The 18,963-nt window shown below is 63.2% G+C and carries 18 protein-coding genes and 1 tRNA gene; 12 read left to right on the forward strand and 7 right to left on the reverse strand.

The genetic code is table 11. The annotated features are described in order from the left end of the window. Window positions 1-100: 100 nt before the first annotated feature. Window positions 101-1,111: a phosphotransferase enzyme family protein gene (locus EB233_RS22120; protein ID WP_064992262.1), complete on the reverse strand. Its 1,011-nt coding sequence runs from the start codon at window positions 1,109-1,111 to the stop codon at window positions 101-103. 66 nt (window positions 1,112-1,177) lie between these two features. Continuing rightward, on the reverse strand, window positions 1,178-2,461 hold the full coding sequence (locus tag EB233_RS22125) for a class-III pyridoxal-phosphate-dependent aminotransferase (RefSeq protein ID WP_064992261.1): 1,284 nt from the start codon (window positions 2,459-2,461) through the stop codon (window positions 1,178-1,180). A gap of 103 nt (window positions 2,462-2,564) precedes the next feature. On the opposite strand from EB233_RS22125, the gene EB233_RS22130 reads away from it, so the two are divergent. The 5 genes from EB233_RS22130 to EB233_RS22150 all read left to right on the forward strand — a co-directional run bounded on the left by EB233_RS22130 (window position 2,565) and on the right by EB233_RS22150 (window position 6,485). Next, a complete protein-coding gene (locus tag EB233_RS22130; protein WP_064992260.1) occupies window positions 2,565-3,326 on the forward strand; it encodes an SDR family NAD(P)-dependent oxidoreductase in 762 nt (253 codons plus the stop codon). Window positions 3,327-3,856: 530 nt separating this feature from the next. Continuing rightward, window positions 3,857-4,510: a hypothetical protein gene (locus tag EB233_RS22135; RefSeq protein WP_064992259.1), complete on the forward strand. Its 654-nt coding sequence runs from the start codon at window positions 3,857-3,859 to the stop codon at window positions 4,508-4,510. 33 nt (window positions 4,511-4,543) lie between these two features. Further along, window positions 4,544-4,617, forward strand: a tRNA-Cys gene (locus EB233_RS22140). Further along, window positions 4,590-4,790: a hypothetical protein gene (locus EB233_RS22145; RefSeq protein ID WP_081294360.1), complete on the forward strand. Its 201-nt coding sequence runs from the start codon at window positions 4,590-4,592 to the stop codon at window positions 4,788-4,790. Before EB233_RS22140 ends, EB233_RS22145 begins: the two co-directional genes overlap by 28 nt. A gap of 9 nt (window positions 4,791-4,799) precedes the next feature. Beyond that, entirely contained in the window at window positions 4,800-6,485 is a 1,686-nt protein-coding gene (locus EB233_RS22150; protein ID WP_064992332.1) for a tetratricopeptide repeat protein, read from the forward strand. 48 nt (window positions 6,486-6,533) lie between these two features. Here EB233_RS22150 and EB233_RS22155 read toward each other — a convergent pair whose 3' ends face one another. After that, window positions 6,534-7,301, reverse strand: a complete 768-nt coding sequence (locus EB233_RS22155) for a YciC family protein (RefSeq protein WP_064992258.1) — start codon at window positions 7,299-7,301, stop codon at window positions 6,534-6,536. A gap of 26 nt (window positions 7,302-7,327) precedes the next feature. Continuing rightward, a complete protein-coding gene (locus tag EB233_RS22160) occupies window positions 7,328-8,107 on the reverse strand; it encodes a hypothetical protein (RefSeq protein ID WP_064992257.1) in 780 nt (259 codons plus the stop codon). A 147-nt stretch (window positions 8,108-8,254) separates the two neighbouring features. On the opposite strand from EB233_RS22160, the gene EB233_RS22165 reads away from it, so the two are divergent. From EB233_RS22165 to EB233_RS22190, 6 genes are read left to right on the forward strand one after another with little or no spacing between them, the layout of a single operon-like run. Then, window positions 8,255-8,881, forward strand: a complete 627-nt coding sequence (locus EB233_RS22165; RefSeq protein ID WP_081294373.1) for a DUF4129 domain-containing protein — start codon at window positions 8,255-8,257, stop codon at window positions 8,879-8,881. After that, window positions 8,878-10,092 carry a hypothetical protein gene (locus tag EB233_RS22170; RefSeq protein WP_064992255.1) on the forward strand — a complete coding sequence of 405 codons (1,215 nt, stop codon included), beginning with the start codon at window positions 8,878-8,880 and terminating at the stop codon, window positions 10,090-10,092. The genes EB233_RS22165 and EB233_RS22170 overlap by 4 nt, the downstream gene beginning before the upstream one ends. Then, complete coding sequence (locus tag EB233_RS22175) at window positions 10,079-11,035, forward strand: AAA family ATPase (RefSeq protein WP_064992254.1); 957 nt, start codon at window positions 10,079-10,081, stop codon at window positions 11,033-11,035. The genes EB233_RS22170 and EB233_RS22175 overlap by 14 nt, the downstream gene beginning before the upstream one ends. Further along, a complete protein-coding gene (locus tag EB233_RS22180; RefSeq protein ID WP_064992253.1) occupies window positions 11,032-12,336 on the forward strand; it encodes a DUF58 domain-containing protein in 1,305 nt (434 codons plus the stop codon). The genes EB233_RS22175 and EB233_RS22180 overlap by 4 nt, the downstream gene beginning before the upstream one ends. Beyond that, complete coding sequence (locus EB233_RS22185) at window positions 12,333-13,352, forward strand: stage II sporulation protein M (RefSeq protein ID WP_064992252.1); 1,020 nt, start codon at window positions 12,333-12,335, stop codon at window positions 13,350-13,352. Before EB233_RS22180 ends, EB233_RS22185 begins: the two co-directional genes overlap by 4 nt. Next, a complete protein-coding gene (locus EB233_RS22190; protein ID WP_064992251.1) occupies window positions 13,339-14,202 on the forward strand; it encodes an RDD family protein in 864 nt (287 codons plus the stop codon). The genes EB233_RS22185 and EB233_RS22190 overlap by 14 nt, the downstream gene beginning before the upstream one ends. Before the next feature lie 125 nt (window positions 14,203-14,327). On the opposite strand, the gene EB233_RS22195 is transcribed toward EB233_RS22190, so the two are convergent. Then, the gene (locus tag EB233_RS22195) at window positions 14,328-15,014 is read right to left on the reverse strand and encodes a D-lyxose/D-mannose family sugar isomerase (RefSeq protein WP_064992250.1); all 687 of its coding nucleotides are present in this window, start codon (window positions 15,012-15,014) and stop codon (window positions 14,328-14,330) included. Window positions 15,015-15,202: 188 nt separating this feature from the next. Between EB233_RS22195 and EB233_RS22200 the strand changes: the two genes are divergently transcribed. Further along, window positions 15,203-16,261, forward strand: a complete 1,059-nt coding sequence (locus EB233_RS22200) for a D-TA family PLP-dependent enzyme (RefSeq protein WP_064992249.1) — start codon at window positions 15,203-15,205, stop codon at window positions 16,259-16,261. A 4-nt stretch (window positions 16,262-16,265) separates the two neighbouring features. Here the strand turns inward: EB233_RS22200 and EB233_RS22205 are convergent, their stop codons facing one another. Continuing rightward, entirely contained in the window at window positions 16,266-17,027 is a 762-nt protein-coding gene (locus tag EB233_RS22205) for a heme ABC transporter permease (RefSeq protein WP_064992248.1), read from the reverse strand. A 94-nt stretch (window positions 17,028-17,121) separates the two neighbouring features. Next, window positions 17,122-18,894, reverse strand: coding sequence for a glucan ABC transporter ATP-binding protein/ permease (locus EB233_RS22210; protein WP_027051415.1), 1,773 nt, complete (start codon window positions 18,892-18,894; stop codon window positions 17,122-17,124). Between the last annotated feature and the right edge of the window lie 69 nt (window positions 18,895-18,963).

Genomic DNA, 18,963 nt, shown 5'->3' on the forward strand with positions numbered 1-18,963 from the left:
CGCCTAGAGCAATTCCAGGACAAGTGTGAGCGGTTTTCCCGGGAAAAGCGCATGGCGCTTTCCCGTGGGAATTGCGTTTCCGTGAAACGGTGAAACGCCCTTAGGAAAACCTGTTCAGATATGCCTCGCACAGCCCGAGCGTCCCCTCGGTGTAGGGGAGGCCCATCGACTTGGCCAGGTCCGTCTCCGCGTGCGAGCCGATCCACGCAACAAGGAGCAGACGGCGCAGCATCACGAAGGTCGGGATCTCGTCCTCGTCCGCCTTGGGCAGGTCAAGCACGCGGCGATAGCCGGTCGTCCACGACTGGATGAGATCGGCTGCCTGCGGCTCGTGCTCGTAGAAAGAGATGGGCGTCGCCGCGTCGTACATATACCAGCCGAAGCCGCAGTCATCGAAGTCGATGACCTTCACCGTCTTGCCGTCGATCAAAAGGTTGGCGAGCCGCAGGTCGCAATGGATCAGGCCAAAGCGGTCATGGCCCTTGCCGAAGGCCGCGAGCCTGCGGCCGATCAGCTCCACGGTGCGGCCAAAGAGTTTGGCTTTCGCGGCGTCGACGCCCATGCCGTCACGCCAGCGCCCCCAATGGGGCTTTTCCTCGCCGAGACTTGTCTCGAAATCCCACACATGGCGGGTGAACCAGGATGGGCGCTTCCATTGCCGGGCGTGGATGTGCATGCGGGCCGTCACCTCGCCGAGCACCTCGAAAGGTTCGGCGAGCGCTTCGCCTATGCCCGGCTCAGAACCGGTCTCCCATTGCGACAGCACGACATTGCGGGGTTGCGCCAGCCTGGCATGGCCGACACGCTGGATCTGCTCGCCATCCCTGCCCGCCACTGGCACGGGGGTGGGTACGATCCCGGTCTGGCGCAGATCGGTCAGCCAGGCCAGTTCGGACTGGATGGCCGTCCTTGAATGGTAGCCGTCGCGATGGATGCGAAGCGCCCAGCGCCGGCCGTCGCGAGCCGCAACCTTATAGGTCGCATTCTCCGACAGGTTGATCATCGCGACGGAGACGTCCGCCGGCAGATCGTAGTTGGCGGTGGCCGCCTCCGCCATCTCCTGCAGGATGCCGAGTTGCTGGTCATGGGTGAGCGCGTCGAAATCCGTCACTGTCCGTCCTGCCCCTGTCCTTGCACTCTTGTCCCCTGCCCGAACCCTGCGATCCCAGCAACCATCTCAACTGGCCTTGCCGGCCTCATGCAGCAACTCGCGGGCGCGCGGCATTGCGGCATCGAAGCGATCCATGATGTCCCTGCAGGTTTCGTCATCCAGAAGAACGCCGGGCTTCCATTGCAGCACCCGCTTGTCGAGCGACGAGAAAATCGCCCAGACGCCGTGCTCGTAGAGTGCACGCGAGACGAAGACGGCACCTTCCGGATGATTGCTGAACTCCAGCCCGAGGATCACGCCTTTCTGGCGCACCCCGGTGAAGATATCGCCGTGACGAGCCTGCATCTCACGCATGGCCTGCGCCATGAACTCGGTCACGGTGCCTACATTGGCCACCAGTTCGGGACGCTGCAGCATCTCGATGACCTTATGGGCAACGACGCAGCCGAGTTCGGCCCCGCCGGTGGTCGAGATGTGGGCGGCCCCGTCCTCGTTGAGCCAGCCGCCGGCCCTGTCGTTCACCAGCGTCGCGCTGATCGGATAGAGGCCGCCGGACAGGCCCTTTGCCGTCACCATGATATCCGGCTGGACGCCGTAGGCCTGCCAGCCCCACATGCTGCCGGTCCGCATCAGACCGGTCTGGACCTCGTCGGCGATGTACATCACGCCATGCTTTTCGCACAGCGCCTTGCAGGCGCCGAGATAGCCGTCCTTCGGCATCGGGAAGCCATACGTCGCGGGGATCGTCTCCATGATCAGCGCCGCGACGTCTTCGCCCTTCAGCGCCTGCTCCATGGCGTCGATATCGTTGAAGGGAACCTGGATGAAGGTCTCCGGCTGGTCGGAAAGAAAGATCTTGGTGAAGCGGTCGTCGCCGGTCGCCACCGCGAGCCCCGAATGCCCGTGATAACCCTTGATGATCGACACGATCTTGCGCCGCTTGGTGGCATAGCGAGCGCTCTTGATGGCGATGTCCACCGCCTCGGCGCCACCCGGCGCGAAGATCGCATACTTCATTCCCGGCGAGACATAGACGAGGGATTCGGCCAGCGCCGTACGCGCCACGGAGGGAAACCAGTGGTTGCCAATATCGAAATAGTCGAGCGCGCTCTTCAGCGTCTCGACCAGTTCCGGATTGCGGTGACCTAGATTGTAGGTGCCGCCATTGAGGTGCAGGTCGATCAGGCGGCGGCCCGACATGTCGTAGAGGAAATAGCCTTCCCGCCTGCCGATCACCAGATCGATCCCGGCTTCCTGCCAGAACCTGGTCTTGTCGGGATTCCAGAAACGGATTGCCTTGTCGAAAAAATCCTGCTTCGACTCGAACTTGAAGGGGCCGAAGTCGTACATGCCTGTTTTTTCCCCAGAAGTTGATCGTCGCGCACCCAAGCTGGCGAGGCTCGTCCGCCGGATGATGCAGGATTACGGGCCGGTGAGAAAGGGGGGCTGACAGATGATCCTGAAGGACAGGACCGCGATCGTCACCGGGGCAGGATCGGGCATTGGCAGGGCCGCAGCGCTTATCATCGCGCGCGAGGGTGCGGTGGTCGGCGTGGCGGACCGCAGCGCCGACGGCGCGAACGCGACCGTCGACCAGATTGTTGCAGCGGGTGGCCGGGCGAAAGCGCTTGTGTTCGACCTGACCGACGATCATGCGCTTGAAGCCGGTTTCCGCGATTTCATCGACACGCAAGGCAGGATCGACATCCTGCACAATCATGCCGGCGTACAGGTAGAGGGTGACGTGCTCGGTGTGAGCGTCAAAGGCTTCGACACGTCCTGGACGCTCAACGTGCGGGCTCACTTCCTCGGTGCCCGCATCGTCATGCCGTTCATGAAAAAGGCCGGGCGCGGGGTCATCCTCAACACCTCGTCGAGCTCCGGCGTGCTCTACGACCGCGAGATGATCGCCTATACGACGACCAAGCACGCGGTGATCGCGATGACCAGGCAGATGGCGGGCGACTACGGCCGCTTCGGCATTCGCGTCAACGCGCTGTGCCCCGGTTGGGTCGACACGCCCTTCAATGGCCCTTTCATCGCCCAGATGGGAGGCCGGGAAGCCATCGAAGCCTACATCCGCGAAAAAGTGCCACTTGGTCGCTGGGCAAGTGTCGACGAAATCGCGGAGGCAGTGCTGTTTCTTGTGTCCGACCGGTCCTCGTACATGACGGGCCAGATTCTGGTTGTCGATGGCGGAGAGACGGTGATCTAGGCGTAGGCTTCGGGAGGCTGTCCATTCGGACCGGACCGAGGGGCTGGACTGACCAGGCATCGGCACTCGTCGCAGGGTCCAACCGCAATCACGGAAGCTGCGTCACCCGCGTATCCGGTTCCGTGCCTTCAAAGCCTCTATCAGCAATTTTCGCAGAGGCCCTTCTTCCAGCTTGCGCGGGTTCCAGTAAGGGTTGGACAACATCTGGGCAAGGGCCGGCTCAATCCCGTCCGCTTTCATTCCCAATTCCCGCAGCGACATTTTCGCGCCGAGCCCGAGAGGCAGCTTGTAAAGCGCCGCGGCCGGATCCGTCCAACCGAGCGAAGCCTTGATGCCAATTCGTTAAGTTCGGGAGCGTTCAAAGTTCCCTGCCGCTGAACCAGGTCATCAGTAGAACTTCGGACTTCATTCATGCGGCTCGGCCGTCGGTCCGTGCGGCCTTCAGATGAGTCCAGAGCCAAGAAAGATTGGTGGCCGCTTAGGCGTTCCAATGGCTAAGCTCCATAAGAATTCCTGCACGAGGCCGCCTGATGGTCACTGACACCGAATACATTGTCGCATGCATCAGCCAAGGCTGCGTGGCACTTGCCGATGGCGAATTCCTCATCGACAGGCTGGTGAAGTATGTCGGCAACGGCAGGATTCGCTGGCATGTCGAGTTTCGTGGACATCGCGTCGAGTTCACGACCGGCCAGTTGAAGAAGCAGCCTACCTTCCGCAGGAAGATGCTCGAACAGGCCGGTGTGTTGCCGCCCCAGCGCGCCGGGGCCGACTACAAACGATGGGCGATCGATCTCAGGAAGAATTCCATCGAGCTTCCCTGGCGGGATAGACCGGTCGATGCCGGTTTCGCCATCGACAGGCTTGTCAGTCTCGGCGACGACCGCTGGACGGTCGACTACCAAGGCAAGGTGATCAACTTCACGTCGACCAAACTCCGCAGGCAAACCAGTTTCCGCAAGCGGATGCTGCTGAAGGCCAAGGTGCTGCCGCCGCAACTGGATGCGGCTGCCTACCGGAAGTGGATGGACTGGCTGATTGAGAACGCCACTAAAGCTGTACCGCCGGCTGCCGAGGCCTCGATGAACGAGAAGAGCTGGCTTGACGACCTGCCCGAGCTGGCCGGCTGGCAAAACGAAGCGTCGCCCCAACGACGCGCTCGGAGGCCACCTAGATCAGGTTGACGAGTGCTGGCGGGGTGGCCATAAGGGCGGCGTGGTCTGAGGGCGGGACGGTGACGCATCGGTCTGCAAAACCGACGTAATGGGTTCAATTCCCATTCAGACCTCCATTTTCAAAAGCCGCCCGCTGCGCAAGCCGGGCGGCTTTCTTGTGAGAGATGCCAGCCTTGCCTTTTTAACAGTGCCGGTGCTGCTCATGGCATTTGCCATGCCTAACGATTTCGGCACACATTGGTGGCGAAGGACGCTGGCCATAGCCTGGCTCGCTGCTGGCAAGACTTGAATGGAAGACATGGACCGGTTCGACCTCGGCACCTACCGCCGCCCCATCTCCACTGGCTCAACCGAGGCCCAGCGCTGGTTCGATATCGGGCTCAACTGGTGCTACGGCTTCAACCATGAGGAAGGCATCAAGTGCTTTGAGAAGGCGCTGGAGACCGACCCCGATTGTCCCATGGTGCATTGGGGCATCGCCTATGCCGCCGGGCCTTTTTATAACCTGACTTGGAAGGAACATGGCGAGGCCGAGGCCAACAGCGCGACGAAGCGCTGTTTCGACCATGTCCAACTGGCGCGCGCCAATGCGGCCGGCGCCAGCGGCGTGGAAAAGGAATTGATCGAGGCGCTGGTCTCTCGCTTCCAGAAGCCGCACCGCGTGAGTCCGCAGGAATTCGAACGGTGGGACGATGACTACGCAGCCGCGATGCGGCGGGCCTATAAAACCTTTCCCGACGACCATGATGTGATGGCGCTTTTCGTCGAGGCGCTGATGATGCGCACGGTGCGGCGGCTGTGGAACCTCAAGACCGGCGCCCCGGCGCCGAATTCGGACGTGCTCGAGGCGTTGGAAGTTTGCGAGCGGTCGATCCGGCTGGCCGACGAGGCCGGCATCGCCCAGCATCCGGCGATCGTCCACCTGCATATCCATCTCCTGGAAATGTCGACCCAGCCTGAGCGCGGCATGCACTCGGCCGATCTTTTGGGCGACATGTGTCCCGATGCCGGGCACATGAACCACATGCCGGGGCATATCTATGTGCTGTGCGGCGCGTATGAGAAGGCAAAGCTTGCCAGCGAGAGGGCGGTCCGCGCCAATGATCTCTATCTCGCCTATGCGGATGAACCGACCTACTATCTGCTCGGCTGCTGCCACGACCTGCATCTGATGATGTTCACCTGCATGTTCCTTGGCCAGTACCGGCCGGCGCTATGGGCCGCCGACAAGGTGCGCGACCTGGTCACGCGCGACGTGGTCGCCATCCCGGACCGGCCAAAGCTGACGCAAACAGTGGAAGGCTATCATGCGATGAAATCGCATGTGCTGGTGCGCTTCGGCCGCTGGCAGGAGATTATCGACGAGCCAGCGGTTGAAGAGCCCGGCCTTTACGTGCTGACGGCGGCCATGCAGCACTACGCCAAGGGCGTCGCCCATGCGACGCTGAAGCAATTCACGGAGGCGGAGCGCGCGCGCGACCAGTTCCACCGGCATGTGGCGGGCATAGCGCCAGAACGACGTTTTCTCAGCAACCCGACCAGCGCCTCGCTGGCCGTCGGTGCCGCTTTGCTCGATGGCGAGCTTGCCTATCATCAGGGCCGGCATGACGAGGCCTATCGTCATTTACGGCAGGCGGTCGAACTGGACGACAATCTCTCCTACACCGAGCCATGGGCGTGGATGCACCCTCCCCGCCATGCGCTTGCGGCACTGCTTCTCGACCAGGGCCATGCGCCGGAGGCTGAGGAGGTCTATCGCGACGATCTCGGCTTGAGCGGCAACGTGCAACGCTGCGCCCAACATCCGGACAATGTCTGGGCGCTGCACGGGTTGGTCGAATGCCTGAGGCGGCGTGGTGAGAACGAAGAGCTGCCGTCACTGCAGGCAAAGCTCGCAACGGCGCTGGCCAAGGCGGATGTGGCGATCAGCTCGTCATGCCTGTGCCGGACGAGCGTGCAGTCAGCACCGAGCTGTTGCCATTGATATCCTGGATCGTGCGCCGTCTCACGCCGCGCGGCGTTGACCACCGAGCTATGAGAAGATTTCCGCCAGCTTTTCCACGCAGGTGCCTTCCCTGACCTGCCGGAGCTCTGCATAGCTGACAGCCGCGGCAACCGACGAAAGCACGGTCGCAGCCGCCTTCACCAAGGCTTCGACAATCAGTCCAAAGTTGAAGTTCAAGGCAATGAAGAGGCGAGGCACCGCCAAACCCACCAGGGTCCCGCCCATTATGAGGATCAGCCACAGCCCAAGCAAAGCCCAGCGGCTGCCTTTGGTCAGGTCTCGGCTGCGCGCCATGCTGTCGAGAATATTTAGTCTCTCCTGGATCAAGACCGGTACCGCGACCGACCAGCGAAGCAGAAGCAGGATACCGGGGACGATCAGCAAGAACAGCCCTAACATGAAGGCCAGCGTCACCACCAACGATGTCAGCAGGACTGGAAAAAACAGGGCAAGTGCGACACCCAGGCAATCACTCGCCGTGGGTGTTCTTCCCTGCATATCCACAATCCCCGCGCGCGTGAGGGCTGTTTGCAGAATGGCGATGACGCCCACATAGAAAAGCAGGCCGGCAATAGCGAGCATCACATGTTCGCTGAAAAACGCCCAGAGGGGTATCTTTTCATTGCCGGCGATCGCTTGGAAATACCAAATTGAAAGGGCAAACCTCGGCACTGCATAAAGGACAACGCCGAGGCCGGCGCACAGCACGAGATTACGGCGAATGACCGAGAAACTGTCATGCAACACCCGGCCGATCCGGAATCGGTCGGCCCGCTCTAGCGCCGCGGACGACATCAAATGGCCACCTGCCGCGCCATTGCCTACGAGAAGATCTCCGCCAGGTCGCTGACGCTGGTGCCATCCTTGGCCTGGCGCAGCTCGACATAGCTCACTGCCGTTGCGACCGAGATCACCATCGACACCACGGTCTGCACCAGGGCTGCCAAAAAGGCGGCGATAATTCCGTGGAAGAGGTAGACGACAACCGCGCTCATCGACTGGATGATCATCGCAAGGATGATCAGGATCACGAAAAGTCCGAACAGAGACCAGCGACTGCCCTTGGTCAAAGCGCGGCTGCGCGACATCGAGCCGAAGACACCGAGCCGCTCCTGGATGAGCACTGGTATCGCCACCGACCAGCCGAGCCAGAGGATGATGCCAGGAACCAGCAAGGCAATCGAGGCAAAACCCACGCCAAGGCCGACAAGCAGGCCAATTCCGAGAGTGGGCAGCAGATAGCGGATCGCTATGCGGATGCAGTCCCCGAAAGTCGGCCTTTTGCCGTTCAGGTCCTCGATTGCAGCTCGAACAAGGCTGGACTGCAGCAAAAGCGCAAAGACGATATAGACTATCCCCACGAGCGCGAAGCCAACAAAGAAGCCAAGTTTGTAGTTTGTGGTCGCCAAGGCAAGGTTGGCCGGATCCCCAGCGGTATGGGTCGCTGTGGTCAAAAGCTGAGTGACCAGTTTTGGCAGACCGGCAAACAGCGCCGCAAGGCCAAGGCAAAGCCCGATGTTGCGGCCGATGACGGCAAATGTGTTGTTGAACACCCTGCCGATCTCGAATCGACCGGGTTGTCCCAGTGTCGCAGTGGTCATGATATCCCCCTAAGTCACCGCCACATCCAAACGGCCGACCTCGACAGTAAATCTGCCAACATTAAAAGGCTTCGTCCAGTGGACTTGCAATTGTCCAGGCGTATTGCCAGTGTCGGCTCCAAACCGCGGATGCAGAGGGGCGAGCGGGTGACAGTCGCACAGCCTGTAAATGCCGAATGGCTGGCAAAGCTGCACAAGCAACTGCTTGCGGACGATTCGATACAGTTCGGCCTGCCGACCCTGGTGCAACCCGTGCCGCCGGAATGGCTGAAGCCTTTTCTCGACGCTTTGGCGAAAATTGGCCCCTATATGATCTACCTGTTCTGGGGCGCGGTGATCATCGGCGTCACGGTCATCGCGCTTCTGGTCGCCCTCGAAGCGAAGGGGGTGGCATGGCGCCTGCCATGGCGGCGCGCGCGCAAGGAGACGGATGCGGAGGAGGTCTGGCGACCCGATGCGAGTGCCGCGCGGATCTTGCTTTCCGAGGCCGATGCACTGGCCGCGCGCGGCGACTATGACGAGGCGGTGCACCTCCTGCTTCGCCGCAGCGTCGCTGACATTGCCGGACGGCTGCCCGACTTCCTGCGCCCGTCGCTGACGTCGCGCGACATAGCCACGGCCCCGTCGCTGCCCGCGCGGGCACGCAGCGCCTTCAGCGAGATCACGCGCATCGTCGAGGCAGCGCTGTTTGCTCGTCGACCCGTCGGGGCCGAGGGCTGGCAGCAGGCGCGCGGCGCCTACGAGCGCTTCGCCTTCAGGGATGCCTGGACATGAGCGCCCCGGCCGCCGAGGCGATGCAGGAACCGTTCAGCCGAAAGACCTTGTTCTGGGGCATTTTTGCCAGCTTGCTGGCCGCGGCGGGATTTTTCCTGCTGTCTACCTACGCACCGGACTTTCGTCAGCCGGAAGGCGGCGCAACGCCGCTCTCCAAGGGCGGCACCGGCTATGCCGGGCTGGTCGAATGGCTGAAACTTGCCAATGGGCAGCCACCCCCCATGGTCAGCAGCGTGGAGGCTCTGCGTTCCGGCCTGGCGTCCGAATTCCTGCTGATCGTCACGATCGCGCCAAACAGCGACCCGGCCGCGCTGGCTAGAATCGTCAAGCTTCGTTCGGGCAAGGCCACGCTGTTCGTGCTGCCCAAATGGCTCACCATTCCGCAACCAAACCACGAAGGCTGGGAGATGAAGGTCGAACGGCTGCCCGATACGATCGTCAACGACTGGTTGGGCCGCATTGCCAAGGCCAAGCTCGGCGAAGGCAAGGGCTCGGTCGGAGAGATCGACGTCGCAGGCCACACGATTACCGCGCCGGAGGACCTCCAATGGGTGGCGAATGACCACCCCTTGATTGCGGCGGGTACGGGCCGGGCCGTTCTGACCGAGCTCGACAAACAGCCGTTCTACATCCTGACCGACCCCGACCTGCTCAACAATGCGGCGCTGAAAGATCCGCAGAAGGCGGCCGCCGCGCTTGGCATGATCGCCACGCTGGAGCCCGGCAAGGGCGCGGTGATGTTCGACCTGACGCTGCACGGCGTCGGGCAGAAATACGATCTGGCCAAGCTTTTGGTCGAGCCGCCCTTCCTGGCGCTGACGCTGTCGGTGCTGGCGGCCGCGGCACTTGCCTTCCTGCACGGGCTCGGCCGGTTCGGACCGCCGCGCACCGAGGCCCGGGCGATTGCCTTCGGCAAACAGGCGCTGGTCGACACCACGGCCATGCTTTTGAAGCGCGCCGGACGGATCGAAGAGCTCGGCGACCGCTATGCCGCGCTGATGCGCGCACGCGCCGGCGCATTGCTGGGCGCGCCGCAAGGCTTGCCGGGCGAAGCGCTCGACCGTTGGCTCGATTCCCGCGACCGCGGCGAAACGCAGGGCTTCAGCCGCCGCTTCAAGGCCGCGAACGAAACCAGGACCCTGGTTCAAATGCATGAAGCAGCGCAGGAGCTGCATGACTGGACGACAAGGAGGCTCGGTGAACGTCGATGATGTGAAGGCCCTGGCGACGGCGATCAGGGAAGAAGTGGCGAAAGCGATCACCGGGCAGCGCGACACGGTCGATCTGATGCTGACGGCCTTGTTTGCCGGCGGCCACATATTGCTGGAAGGCCCGCCGGGGACAGCCAAGACCATGACCGCGCGATGCTTCGCGCAAGCACTTGGCGTCGCCTATGGCCGTATCCAGTTCACGCCCGACCTGATGCCTGGCGACATCGTCGGCTCCAACATCTACAATTTCCAGAGCGGGCAGTTCACGCTGACGCGCGGGCCGATTTTCTGCGACCTTCTGCTTGCCGACGAGATCAACCGCACGCCACCCAAGACGCAGGCCGCGCTTCTGGAAGCCATGCAGGAACACGCCGTCACCTTCGACGGCACCACGCATGCGCTCAGCCGTACCTTCATGGTGGTTGCCACGCAGAATCCGATCGAGCATCAAGGTGTCTATCCCCTGCCCGAAGCCCAGCTCGACCGCTTCCTGTTCAAGCACCGGGTAAGCTATCCCGATGCTCAGGAGGAGCGTGTCATCATCGTGCATCACGGTGGTGGCCCCGCCTCGCACGATATCAAGCAATACGGCATCAAGGCGCAGACCGACCGCAAGACGCTGGAAGCAGCCCTAGCCACTGTCGGGGACGTGACGCTGGTCGACGATGTCGTTGGCTATATCGCGGCTCTGGTGCGTCGCACACGCGAAAGCCCGGACTTGGAGGTCGGAGCGAGCCCTCGCGCGGGCGCCATGCTGGCCCGCGCCGCCCGCGCCAGGGCGGCGCTCGACGGCCGCGCCTATGTCATTCCCGACGACGTCAAGGCGCTGGCGGTGCCGGCGCTGCGCCACCGCGTCATCCTGTCGCCGGCGGCGCAGATCGACGGACGACTGGTCGAGCAGATCGTTGCGGACCTTGTCGACCAGACGGAGGCGCCGCGTTGATCTACCCGACCGGCAGGGCAGTGTGGGCTGCGGCGGCCGGGGCGATCCCGGCCTTCCTGATCGCGCTCGCGCTGCCGCATGTCTGGTATCTGGGCCTGTTGTGGATCTGCGTGCTGCTTGCATTTCTCGCGGTCGACGCGGCGGCTGGGCGTGGGCGTTCCTCGCTCAGCGCCAGTCTCTCGGCACCGCCGCAGGTCGGTGTCGGCGGGCGTTTTACCGTGCATGTCGCGGCCAGCCTCGGCCAGCGGGCGCACATGGTGCAAGCGCGTGTCGATCACGATCAGCGTGTGGAACCGGTTACCCGCACAGGCGGCACATTGCCGGCAAATGGTGGCACGCTCGACCTCGAATTCACCGCGCTGAGGCGCGGCACCGCCAGTTTCGACCGGCTGTGGCTACGCTGGCCCGGCCCATTCGGGCTGATCTGGAACCAGGTCGTCCTGCCGATGGAACGGAATGTGGCGGTGCTGCCTGACGTCAGCAGCGCGCGCGATGACGCGATCACGTTGCTGCAGCGCTCCGCGCTCGCCGACGGCCACGCGCAAAGGCGGGCCGGCCAGGGCCGGGAGTTCGAGGCGCTGAAGGACTATCAGCCAGGCATGGGCCGGCGGATGATCGACTGGAAGCGCAGCGCCCGCCACGGCAAGCTTGTGGCGCGCGAGTTCAGGGTCGAGGAGAACAACAACATCGTGCTGGCGATCGACAGCGGGCGGCTGATGTGCGAGCCGGTCGACGGCGTGCCGAAAGTCGACCGCGCGGTGACGGCAGCGCTTCTGTCGGCCTTCATCGCGCTCAAGGGCGGTGATCTAGTAAGCCTGTTCTCCTTCGACGCCAGGCCGCACGTCTCGAGCGGGGCGGTGCGCGGTTCGCCGAGTTTCATGATGATCCAGAAGCGGGCGGCCGAGATCGACTACTCCAGCGAGGAGACCAATTTCACCCTGGCCCTGACGACATTGGCGGCAAAGCTCGACAGGCGCTCGCTGGTCATCGTCTTCACCGATTTCGTCGACCCGATCAGCGCCGAGCTGATGCTGCGCACCGTCGGCCGGCTGACCGAGCGGCATCTTGTGCTGTTCATGCTGATGAAGGATGTCGAATTGGAGTCGTTGGCCGACATGCAACCCACGAAACCCGAGGATGTGGCCCGCGCGGTCACCGCGGGCGGCCTGCTTCGGGAGAGGCAAGTGGTGATCGGCCGACTGCGGCTGCTTGGCGCGCATGTGATAGAGGCCGATCATCAGCGCCTCGGTCCCGCACTGGTCGAGCGTTATATCCAGCTCAAGGAGGAGAACCTCTTATGACGCTGCCCGCCGGCACCGATGCGGTACGTCAGTCGCTGGCGAGCTTCCGCCAGGAGCGCGAAGCCGACTGGAAGGCGTTCGAGGCGCTGCTCGCGCGCGTCGAGAAACGGGCGCCGCGCACGCTTTCGGAAGACGAGCTGTTGTCGCTGCCGCTGCTCTACCGTTCGGCGTTGTCGTCGCTTTCGGTGGCCAGGGCGACATCGCTCGACAGCGCGCTGATCGCCTATCTGGAGGCGCTCAGCCTGCGCGGTTATTTTTATCTCTATGGCGCACGGCGCGGCCTGAGGCAGCGTGTCGGCGATTTCTTCCTGCGCGACTGGCCGGCGGCAATCCGCGATCTGTGGCGAGAGACCTGGGTGTCGGTCGGGCTGACGGTGATCGGCGCGATCGCCGCCTACTGGCTCGTCGCCTCCGACAGCCGCTGGTACGACGCCATCATTGCGCCCAGCCTCGCCGGTGGGCGTAACCCGGACTCGTCGGCCGAGACGCTGCGTAGCGTGCTCTATGACAGCGGCGGCGGCCATTTCCTGTCCGGCTTTGCCGCCTATCTCTTCACCCACAATACGCAGGTGGCTATACTGGCTTTTGCGCTGGGCTTCGCTTTCGCGGTGCCGAGCGTACTGATCATCCTGATGAATGGATGCATGCTGGGCGCGCTGTTCCAAGTCTACGCGGCCAAGGGGTTGGGCTTCGAGCTCGGCGGCTGGCTGTCGATCCACGGCACGACGGAATTGTTCGCCATCGCACTGGCTGGCGCGGCGGGAATGCGGATCGGCACGCGCATAGCCTTCCCCGGAGACCTGACCAGGATGGCGGCCGCGGCGCAGGCCGGACGGGTGGCGGCGACCGCCATGGTCGGCGTCATGGTGATGCTTCTGTTTGCCGGCCTGCTCGAAGGCATCGGGCGTCAGACGGTCACCAGCGATGCGGTGCGCTACGCCATAGGCGGTGGCATGCTTACGCTATGGATTGCCTATTTCTACCTGTTACGCATGGTGCGGCATGGCAACGGCTAGAGCCTCCCTCACGCTGATACGGCCCCTGATCACGCCGGAAGGTGTCGATCTCAGGGTCAAGCTAGCCGACGCCGGCACACGGGCCGCGGCCTTCCTGCTCGATGTGGTGATCATCGTCGCTGCCGCCATTGCCGTTACCCTCGTCGTCATCTTCGGCCTCGGCGGCCTTGGCGTGAAGGAGGCGGAGCCGCTCTTCATCGTCTGGATCATCTTCATCTTTCTGCTGCGCAACGTTTATTTCATCGCCTTCGAGGCGGGGCGGCGGGCCGCGACGCCCGGCAAGCGGATCGTCGGGGTGCGGGTCGCCTCGCGCAGCGGTGCGGGCCTCACCATCGATCAGGTCATCGCCCGCAACCTGATGCGCGAGATCGAGGTTTTCCTGCCGCTGTCGATCATCGCAGCGCGCGGCGGCACCGGCGTGGCCGACACGCTGTCGACGATTTTCGGCCTGGTGTGGGCGTTGCTGTTTTCGCTGTTTCTGCTGTTCAACCGCGACCGGCTTCGCATTGGTGATTTGCTTGCCGGAACCTGGGTGGTCGAGGCACCGAAACTCAAGTTGGTCGAGGACCTTGCGCAGCGACAAGACCCGGTCGCCAAGCGCTTCCATTTCAGCCCGGCGCAGCTCGACGCCTATGGTATCGCCGAGTTGCACAAGCTGGAAGAAGTGCTGCGCCGTGACGACTATTTCGCGATGAAAGCAGTGGCCGAGACCATCGGCGGCAAGATCGGCGCCAAGGTCGAGCCGATCGACTCAAAGGCCTTCCTTACCGCCTATTACGGCGAGCTGAGGGCGCAGCTCGAGCGCAAGCTGCTGCTCGGAAACCGCAAGGCGGACAAACACGCGCGGTAGCGCATGATCAGGCCTGATCCGACCGGCCTAAAGCGCGTCGCGTGGAAACGGATTCACGCAGCGCGCTTTAGGTTATTTGCTTGATGCATATCGTCGTCGCCGAGGTCGCTTTTGCGCGACATGCACTACCCCAGCCACTTCTCATAGTCGGCTACCAGCAGGTGCAGCGGGGCGACGTCCTCGTCGATGTTGGAGAAGCGGCCGATCGGCTCGCGAAACACATTATCGGTAAGATCGTCGTTGACGGTCGACACCTCGCCGATCAGCACATCCTTGCCCTCGGCCCAGAAGGCATGCCAGACGCCGGGCAGCAGTGTGACGCTCTGGCCCGGATCGAGTTTCAACAGCCCACCCGCGGGCAGCCGGTGGATGGTTCCATCGACCGGCACCGACACCTCGGCCTTGGGGTCGATACCGCCGTCGCGATCGTGCATGAACAGTTCCAGCACCAGCTTCCCGCCGCCGCGGTTGATGATGTCCTCGGCCTTGATGTTGTGGCGATGCATCGGCGACAGCTGGTCCTTACGCGAGATCATGATCTTCTCGGCATAGAGCATGCCCATGCCCTTCTTCATGTCGGCATAGACGCCGTTGCGCACTGTGAACAGGAACAGGCCGAGTTCCCTGAATTTTTCCTGGCCGTAATCGGTGATGTCCCAGCCGAGACGCGAGGTGTAGATGGCCGAGGAATCGACCTGGCGCGCCTTCATCTCTTCCGGCGACCAGTAAGCGAAAGGCGGCATGATGTAACCGAAAGAACGGATGAAAGCGTCGGCTTCGCGGATGATCTCGTTGATGGCGGAGCGTTTCATGGTCGTGACCCTTCGTGTCGATTTTTCCGACCATTCGCATAGCCGAACGCCAATGCGGTGTCGATCCGTCTTGCTCGTCCAAGCCTTGCGCGCGCTCTCGCATGGACCACAGGTCCGCGCCGCTGGCCGCGTGACATCACGCGCTTTCGAGGTCATAAACCCTGCACATTTGCCAGTGGTGACAAACGATGCCGACCATCCATGATCTCGATACACCGTCGATCCTGATCGACGCCGCGCGCGCCGAAGCCAACATTGCCCGTGCGCAGGCCCATGCCGACAGGAATGGACTGAAGCTCAGGCCGCACATCAAGACGCACAAGCTGCCCTATTGGGCGAAGAAGCAAATGGCGGCAGGGGCCGTCGGCATCACCTGCCAGAAGATCGGCGAGGCTGAAGTAATGGCCGACGCCGGCCTCACCGACATTTTTCTCCCCTACAACATTCTGGGCCGCGCCAAGCTGGCCAGGCTGAAGGCGCTGCACGATCGCGTGACGCTGTCGGTGACCGCGGACAGCAGGGACACGCTGGAAGGACTTGCCGCGACCTTCACAGATGCCGGCCATCCTCTCCAGGTGCTGGTCGAGTGCGACACCGGCATGGGCCGCTGCGGCGTGCAGACGAGTGATGAGGCGGTTGCGCTGGCAAGGCTGATCGACAAGGCCGGCGGCCTCGCCTTCGGTGGACTGATGACCTATCCGGCGGCCGGCCGCGCGGCGGAGGCCGAGGCCTGGCTTGCCAGCGCCAAGCAGGCACTGGCCGCTTCGGGACTCGCCTGCGAGCGCATCTCCAGCGGCGGCACGCCGGATATGTGGCGCTCCGCCGATGCATCCATCGTCACCGAATACCGCCCCGGCACCTACATCTATCTCGACCGCTATCAGGTCGCCAAAGGCGTCGGCACCCTGGACGATTGCGCGCTGACGGTGCTGGCGACGGTGGTCAGCCACCCGACGCCGACCCGCGCCATCCTCGACAGCGGCAGCAAGGCGCTGTCGAGCGACACGCTCGGGCTGAAGGATTTTGGCGAACTGCTCGGCGCTCCCGACGCAAGGGTCACCGGGCTCAGTGAAGAACACGGCACCGTCACGCTTTCCGGCAACGCGAAGCTGCGCATTGGGGAGCGCGTGCGGGTGGTGCCCGACCATTGCTGCGTCGTCACCAATCTGTTCAACGAGGTCAACCTGATCGACGGCGAGACAGTACTGGAGACGCTGCCGGTTGCAGCGCGCGGACTGATGGGATGAGGCTTTAGACCGGCCTCTCGGCCTGCCGCGCCGCGACCCTGCGCATCGCAATCACCCGGCGACGGCGGATTTCGGTGCGCATTGCCATCAGGTGCAGAGCGAAGAACAGCACGGTGAAGCCGACAGCCATGACCAGCAGCGGCCATAGCAGGCTGGGATCGATGGTCGGGCCGCCGAGCCGGAACACCGAGGCCGGCTGGTGCAGCGTGTTCCACCAGTCGACCGAGAATTTGATGATCGGGATGTTGATGAAGCCGACCAGCGTGATGATGGCGGCGGCCCAGGCGGCGCGGCTGGCATCGTCGAGCGCACGGGTCAGCGCGATAATGCCGAGATACATCAGGAACAGCACGAAGACCGAGGTAAGGCGCGCATCCCATACCCACCAGGTGCCCCACATCGGCTTGCCCCAGATCGAACCGGTGATCAGCGCCAGTGCCGTGAAGGCAGCGCCTATGGGGGCCGCCGATTTCAGCGCGACATCGGCCAGCGGATGGCGCCAGACCAACGTGCCAAGGGCGGAAACCGCCATCAGCGTGTAGCACATCATGGCGAGCCAGGCGAAAGGCACGTGGATATACATGATGCGGACGGTGATGCCTTGCTGGAAATCCTCAGGCGCGGCGAAGCTCATATAGAGGCCGACGCCAAGGACGAGCGTGGCGATTGCTGCCAGCCACGGCACGAACTTGTCCACCAGCGCGACGAAGCGCGTCGGGTTGGCAAGGTCCATCCAGCCGCTCAGGCGTGAAGTCGTATCGCTCATACGGCTTTACATAGACCGCCAGCGCGTTTGTAGCAATCGAGCGGTGGTGTCGCAGGCCGTCTTCCCTCCCCTTGTGGGAGAAGGGAAAAGATGGTCAGGCGGCCTCACCTTGCACAGAACGGGCGAGGCGGCGAACTTCCTCGTCGTTGAGCAGGCCGCCGGCGCGCAGCAGGCTGGCGAAGCGGCCGTTGCGCAGCGACAGTTCCGCGAAACCACCCATTTCGACCACCCGGCCCTTGTCCATGAACACGACCAGATCGGCATCGCGAACAGTGGTCAGACGGTGGGCGATGATGAAGGTGGTGCGGTCGCGGCGCAATTCGTCGATCGCTTCCTTGACGCGGTCCTCGGTTTCGACGTCGAGAGCGCTGGTCGCCTCGTCGAGCACGAGGATCGGGGCATCTTTCAGCACGGCGCGAGCAATGGCGATGCGCTGGCGCTCGCCGCCCGAGAGCTGGCCACCACGCTCGCCGACCACCGTGTCATAACCATTGCTCTTGGCCAGGATGAAATCCTGCGCCGCAGCCGCAATGGCGGCGGCATGGATCTCGTCGTTGGTTGCATCGTCGCGGCCGACGCGAATGTTGTCCTCGATCGAGCGATTCAAGAGCCCTGCATCCTGGAACACGGTGGCGATCGAATGGCGCAGCGACTTGCGGGTCACGGTGCGAGTGTCGATGCCATCGATCAGGATGCGGCCGCTGGAAGGCGAGAAGACGCGCTGCAGCAGGTTGATCAGCGTGGTCTTGCCGGCGCCCGTCGGTCCGACGATGGCAACGGTCTGGCCAGCCTGGACCTCGAAGGAAACGTCGCTGACGCCCTGCCCCGAATTGGCGAATTCGAAGCTGACGTCCTCGAAACGGACATGGCCGGTGACGTTGGTGAGCTCGCGCAGGCCATCCGGCTCGGCGGTATCGGCGGCCGAGTCCTCGAGCTTGTAGAAGTCCTCGAGCTTGGCGCGGGCCTCCGAGATCTGGTTGGCGAAAGCCGACATCTGGTCAAGCCGCGAGATCAGCAGCGTCGCGAAGCCGGTAAAGGCGATGACATCGCCGATGCGCAGCTGGCCATGGGTGACCAGATAGGCACCGATCAACAGCACCACCATCATCGAGATCGTCGACGACAGGCGATTGAGCGCGTTGGCGATAGCCCACCAGTCGAGCACCGGGTTCTGTGCGTCGAGCAGGTTCTTGACATAGCGGCGCAGCGTCTCGGCCTCGTGGCCAAGGCGGTTGTAGCTCTGCAGAACGGCGACGTTGCTGACCGAGTCCGTCACATGGGCGAACACCTTGTGGTAGTGGCGCTCGACGGCGGCCTGGCCCGCCTTGGTGCGCTTCATCACCAGCCGGCCGATGCCGACATAGAGCACGCCAAGCGCGAGCAGCACCATCGACATGCGCACATCCATGCTGAGCGCCGTCGGAACCAGCAGGACGAGTGCAACGGCCGTGGACAAATGCTGGCGCATGAATTCGAGCCACAGGCTGAACAGCGTCTCGACGGCACGCAGCAACGTGTGCAGAGCGTTGGAAGTGCCGCGCTGATGGTGCCAGGCGAGCGGCATGGTGATGACGCGCTCGAACGACTGGCACAGCACTTCGCTGCGCCGGGCATGGGCAAAGCGGTCGGCGCCGCGCGCCACCAACACAAAAGCGATAACGTTGAAGGCGCCCAGCCCAGCCCAGACGGCAAGCGTCGAGAACACCGAGCCATGCGCGGAAATTGCGTCGATCACCCGGCCGAACATGATCGGCTCCAGGATGGCGATGGCGGCAAGGGCGACGTTGGCCGAACAGATCAGCGCGACGCGCTTCTTGTCGGCAGCCAGGTAACCCAGCGCTCTCCAATAGATCTGCAGAAGTGACACTTCAGCTACTCCGCCAACTCTCTATTGTGCCCAATACCACAATTGTGCACTGCACCATTGCATCAGACG

This window comes from Mesorhizobium erdmanii (assembly GCF_013170725.1).
Taxonomy (GTDB): Bacteria; Pseudomonadota; Alphaproteobacteria; order Rhizobiales; family Rhizobiaceae; genus Mesorhizobium; species Mesorhizobium erdmanii.

Coding starts and splice junctions, on each gene's coding strand:
- EB233_RS22125 (WP_064992261.1), bottom strand. CDS start 2,461: ATGTACGACTTCGGCCCCTTCAAGTTCGAGTCGAAGCAGGATTTTTTC.
- EB233_RS22130 (WP_064992260.1), top strand. CDS start 2,565: ATGATCCTGAAGGACAGGACCGCGATCGTCACCGGGGCAGGATCGGGC.
- EB233_RS22135 (WP_064992259.1), top strand. CDS start 3,857: ATGGTCACTGACACCGAATACATTGTCGCATGCATCAGCCAAGGCTGC.
- EB233_RS22145 (WP_081294360.1), top strand. CDS start 4,590: ATGGGTTCAATTCCCATTCAGACCTCCATTTTCAAAAGCCGCCCGCTG.
- EB233_RS22150 (WP_064992332.1), top strand. CDS start 4,800: ATGGACCGGTTCGACCTCGGCACCTACCGCCGCCCCATCTCCACTGGC.
- EB233_RS22155 (WP_064992258.1), bottom strand. CDS start 7,301: ATGTCGTCCGCGGCGCTAGAGCGGGCCGACCGATTCCGGATCGGCCGG.
- EB233_RS22160 (WP_064992257.1), bottom strand. CDS start 8,107: ATGACCACTGCGACACTGGGACAACCCGGTCGATTCGAGATCGGCAGG.
- EB233_RS22170 (WP_064992255.1), top strand. CDS start 8,878: ATGAGCGCCCCGGCCGCCGAGGCGATGCAGGAACCGTTCAGCCGAAAG.
- EB233_RS22185 (WP_064992252.1), top strand. CDS start 12,333: ATGACGCTGCCCGCCGGCACCGATGCGGTACGTCAGTCGCTGGCGAGC.
- EB233_RS22190 (WP_064992251.1), top strand. CDS start 13,339: ATGGCAACGGCTAGAGCCTCCCTCACGCTGATACGGCCCCTGATCACG.
- EB233_RS22195 (WP_064992250.1), bottom strand. CDS start 15,014: ATGAAACGCTCCGCCATCAACGAGATCATCCGCGAAGCCGACGCTTTC.
- EB233_RS22200 (WP_064992249.1), top strand. CDS start 15,203: ATGCCGACCATCCATGATCTCGATACACCGTCGATCCTGATCGACGCC.
- EB233_RS22205 (WP_064992248.1), bottom strand. CDS start 17,027: ATGAGCGATACGACTTCACGCCTGAGCGGCTGGATGGACCTTGCCAAC.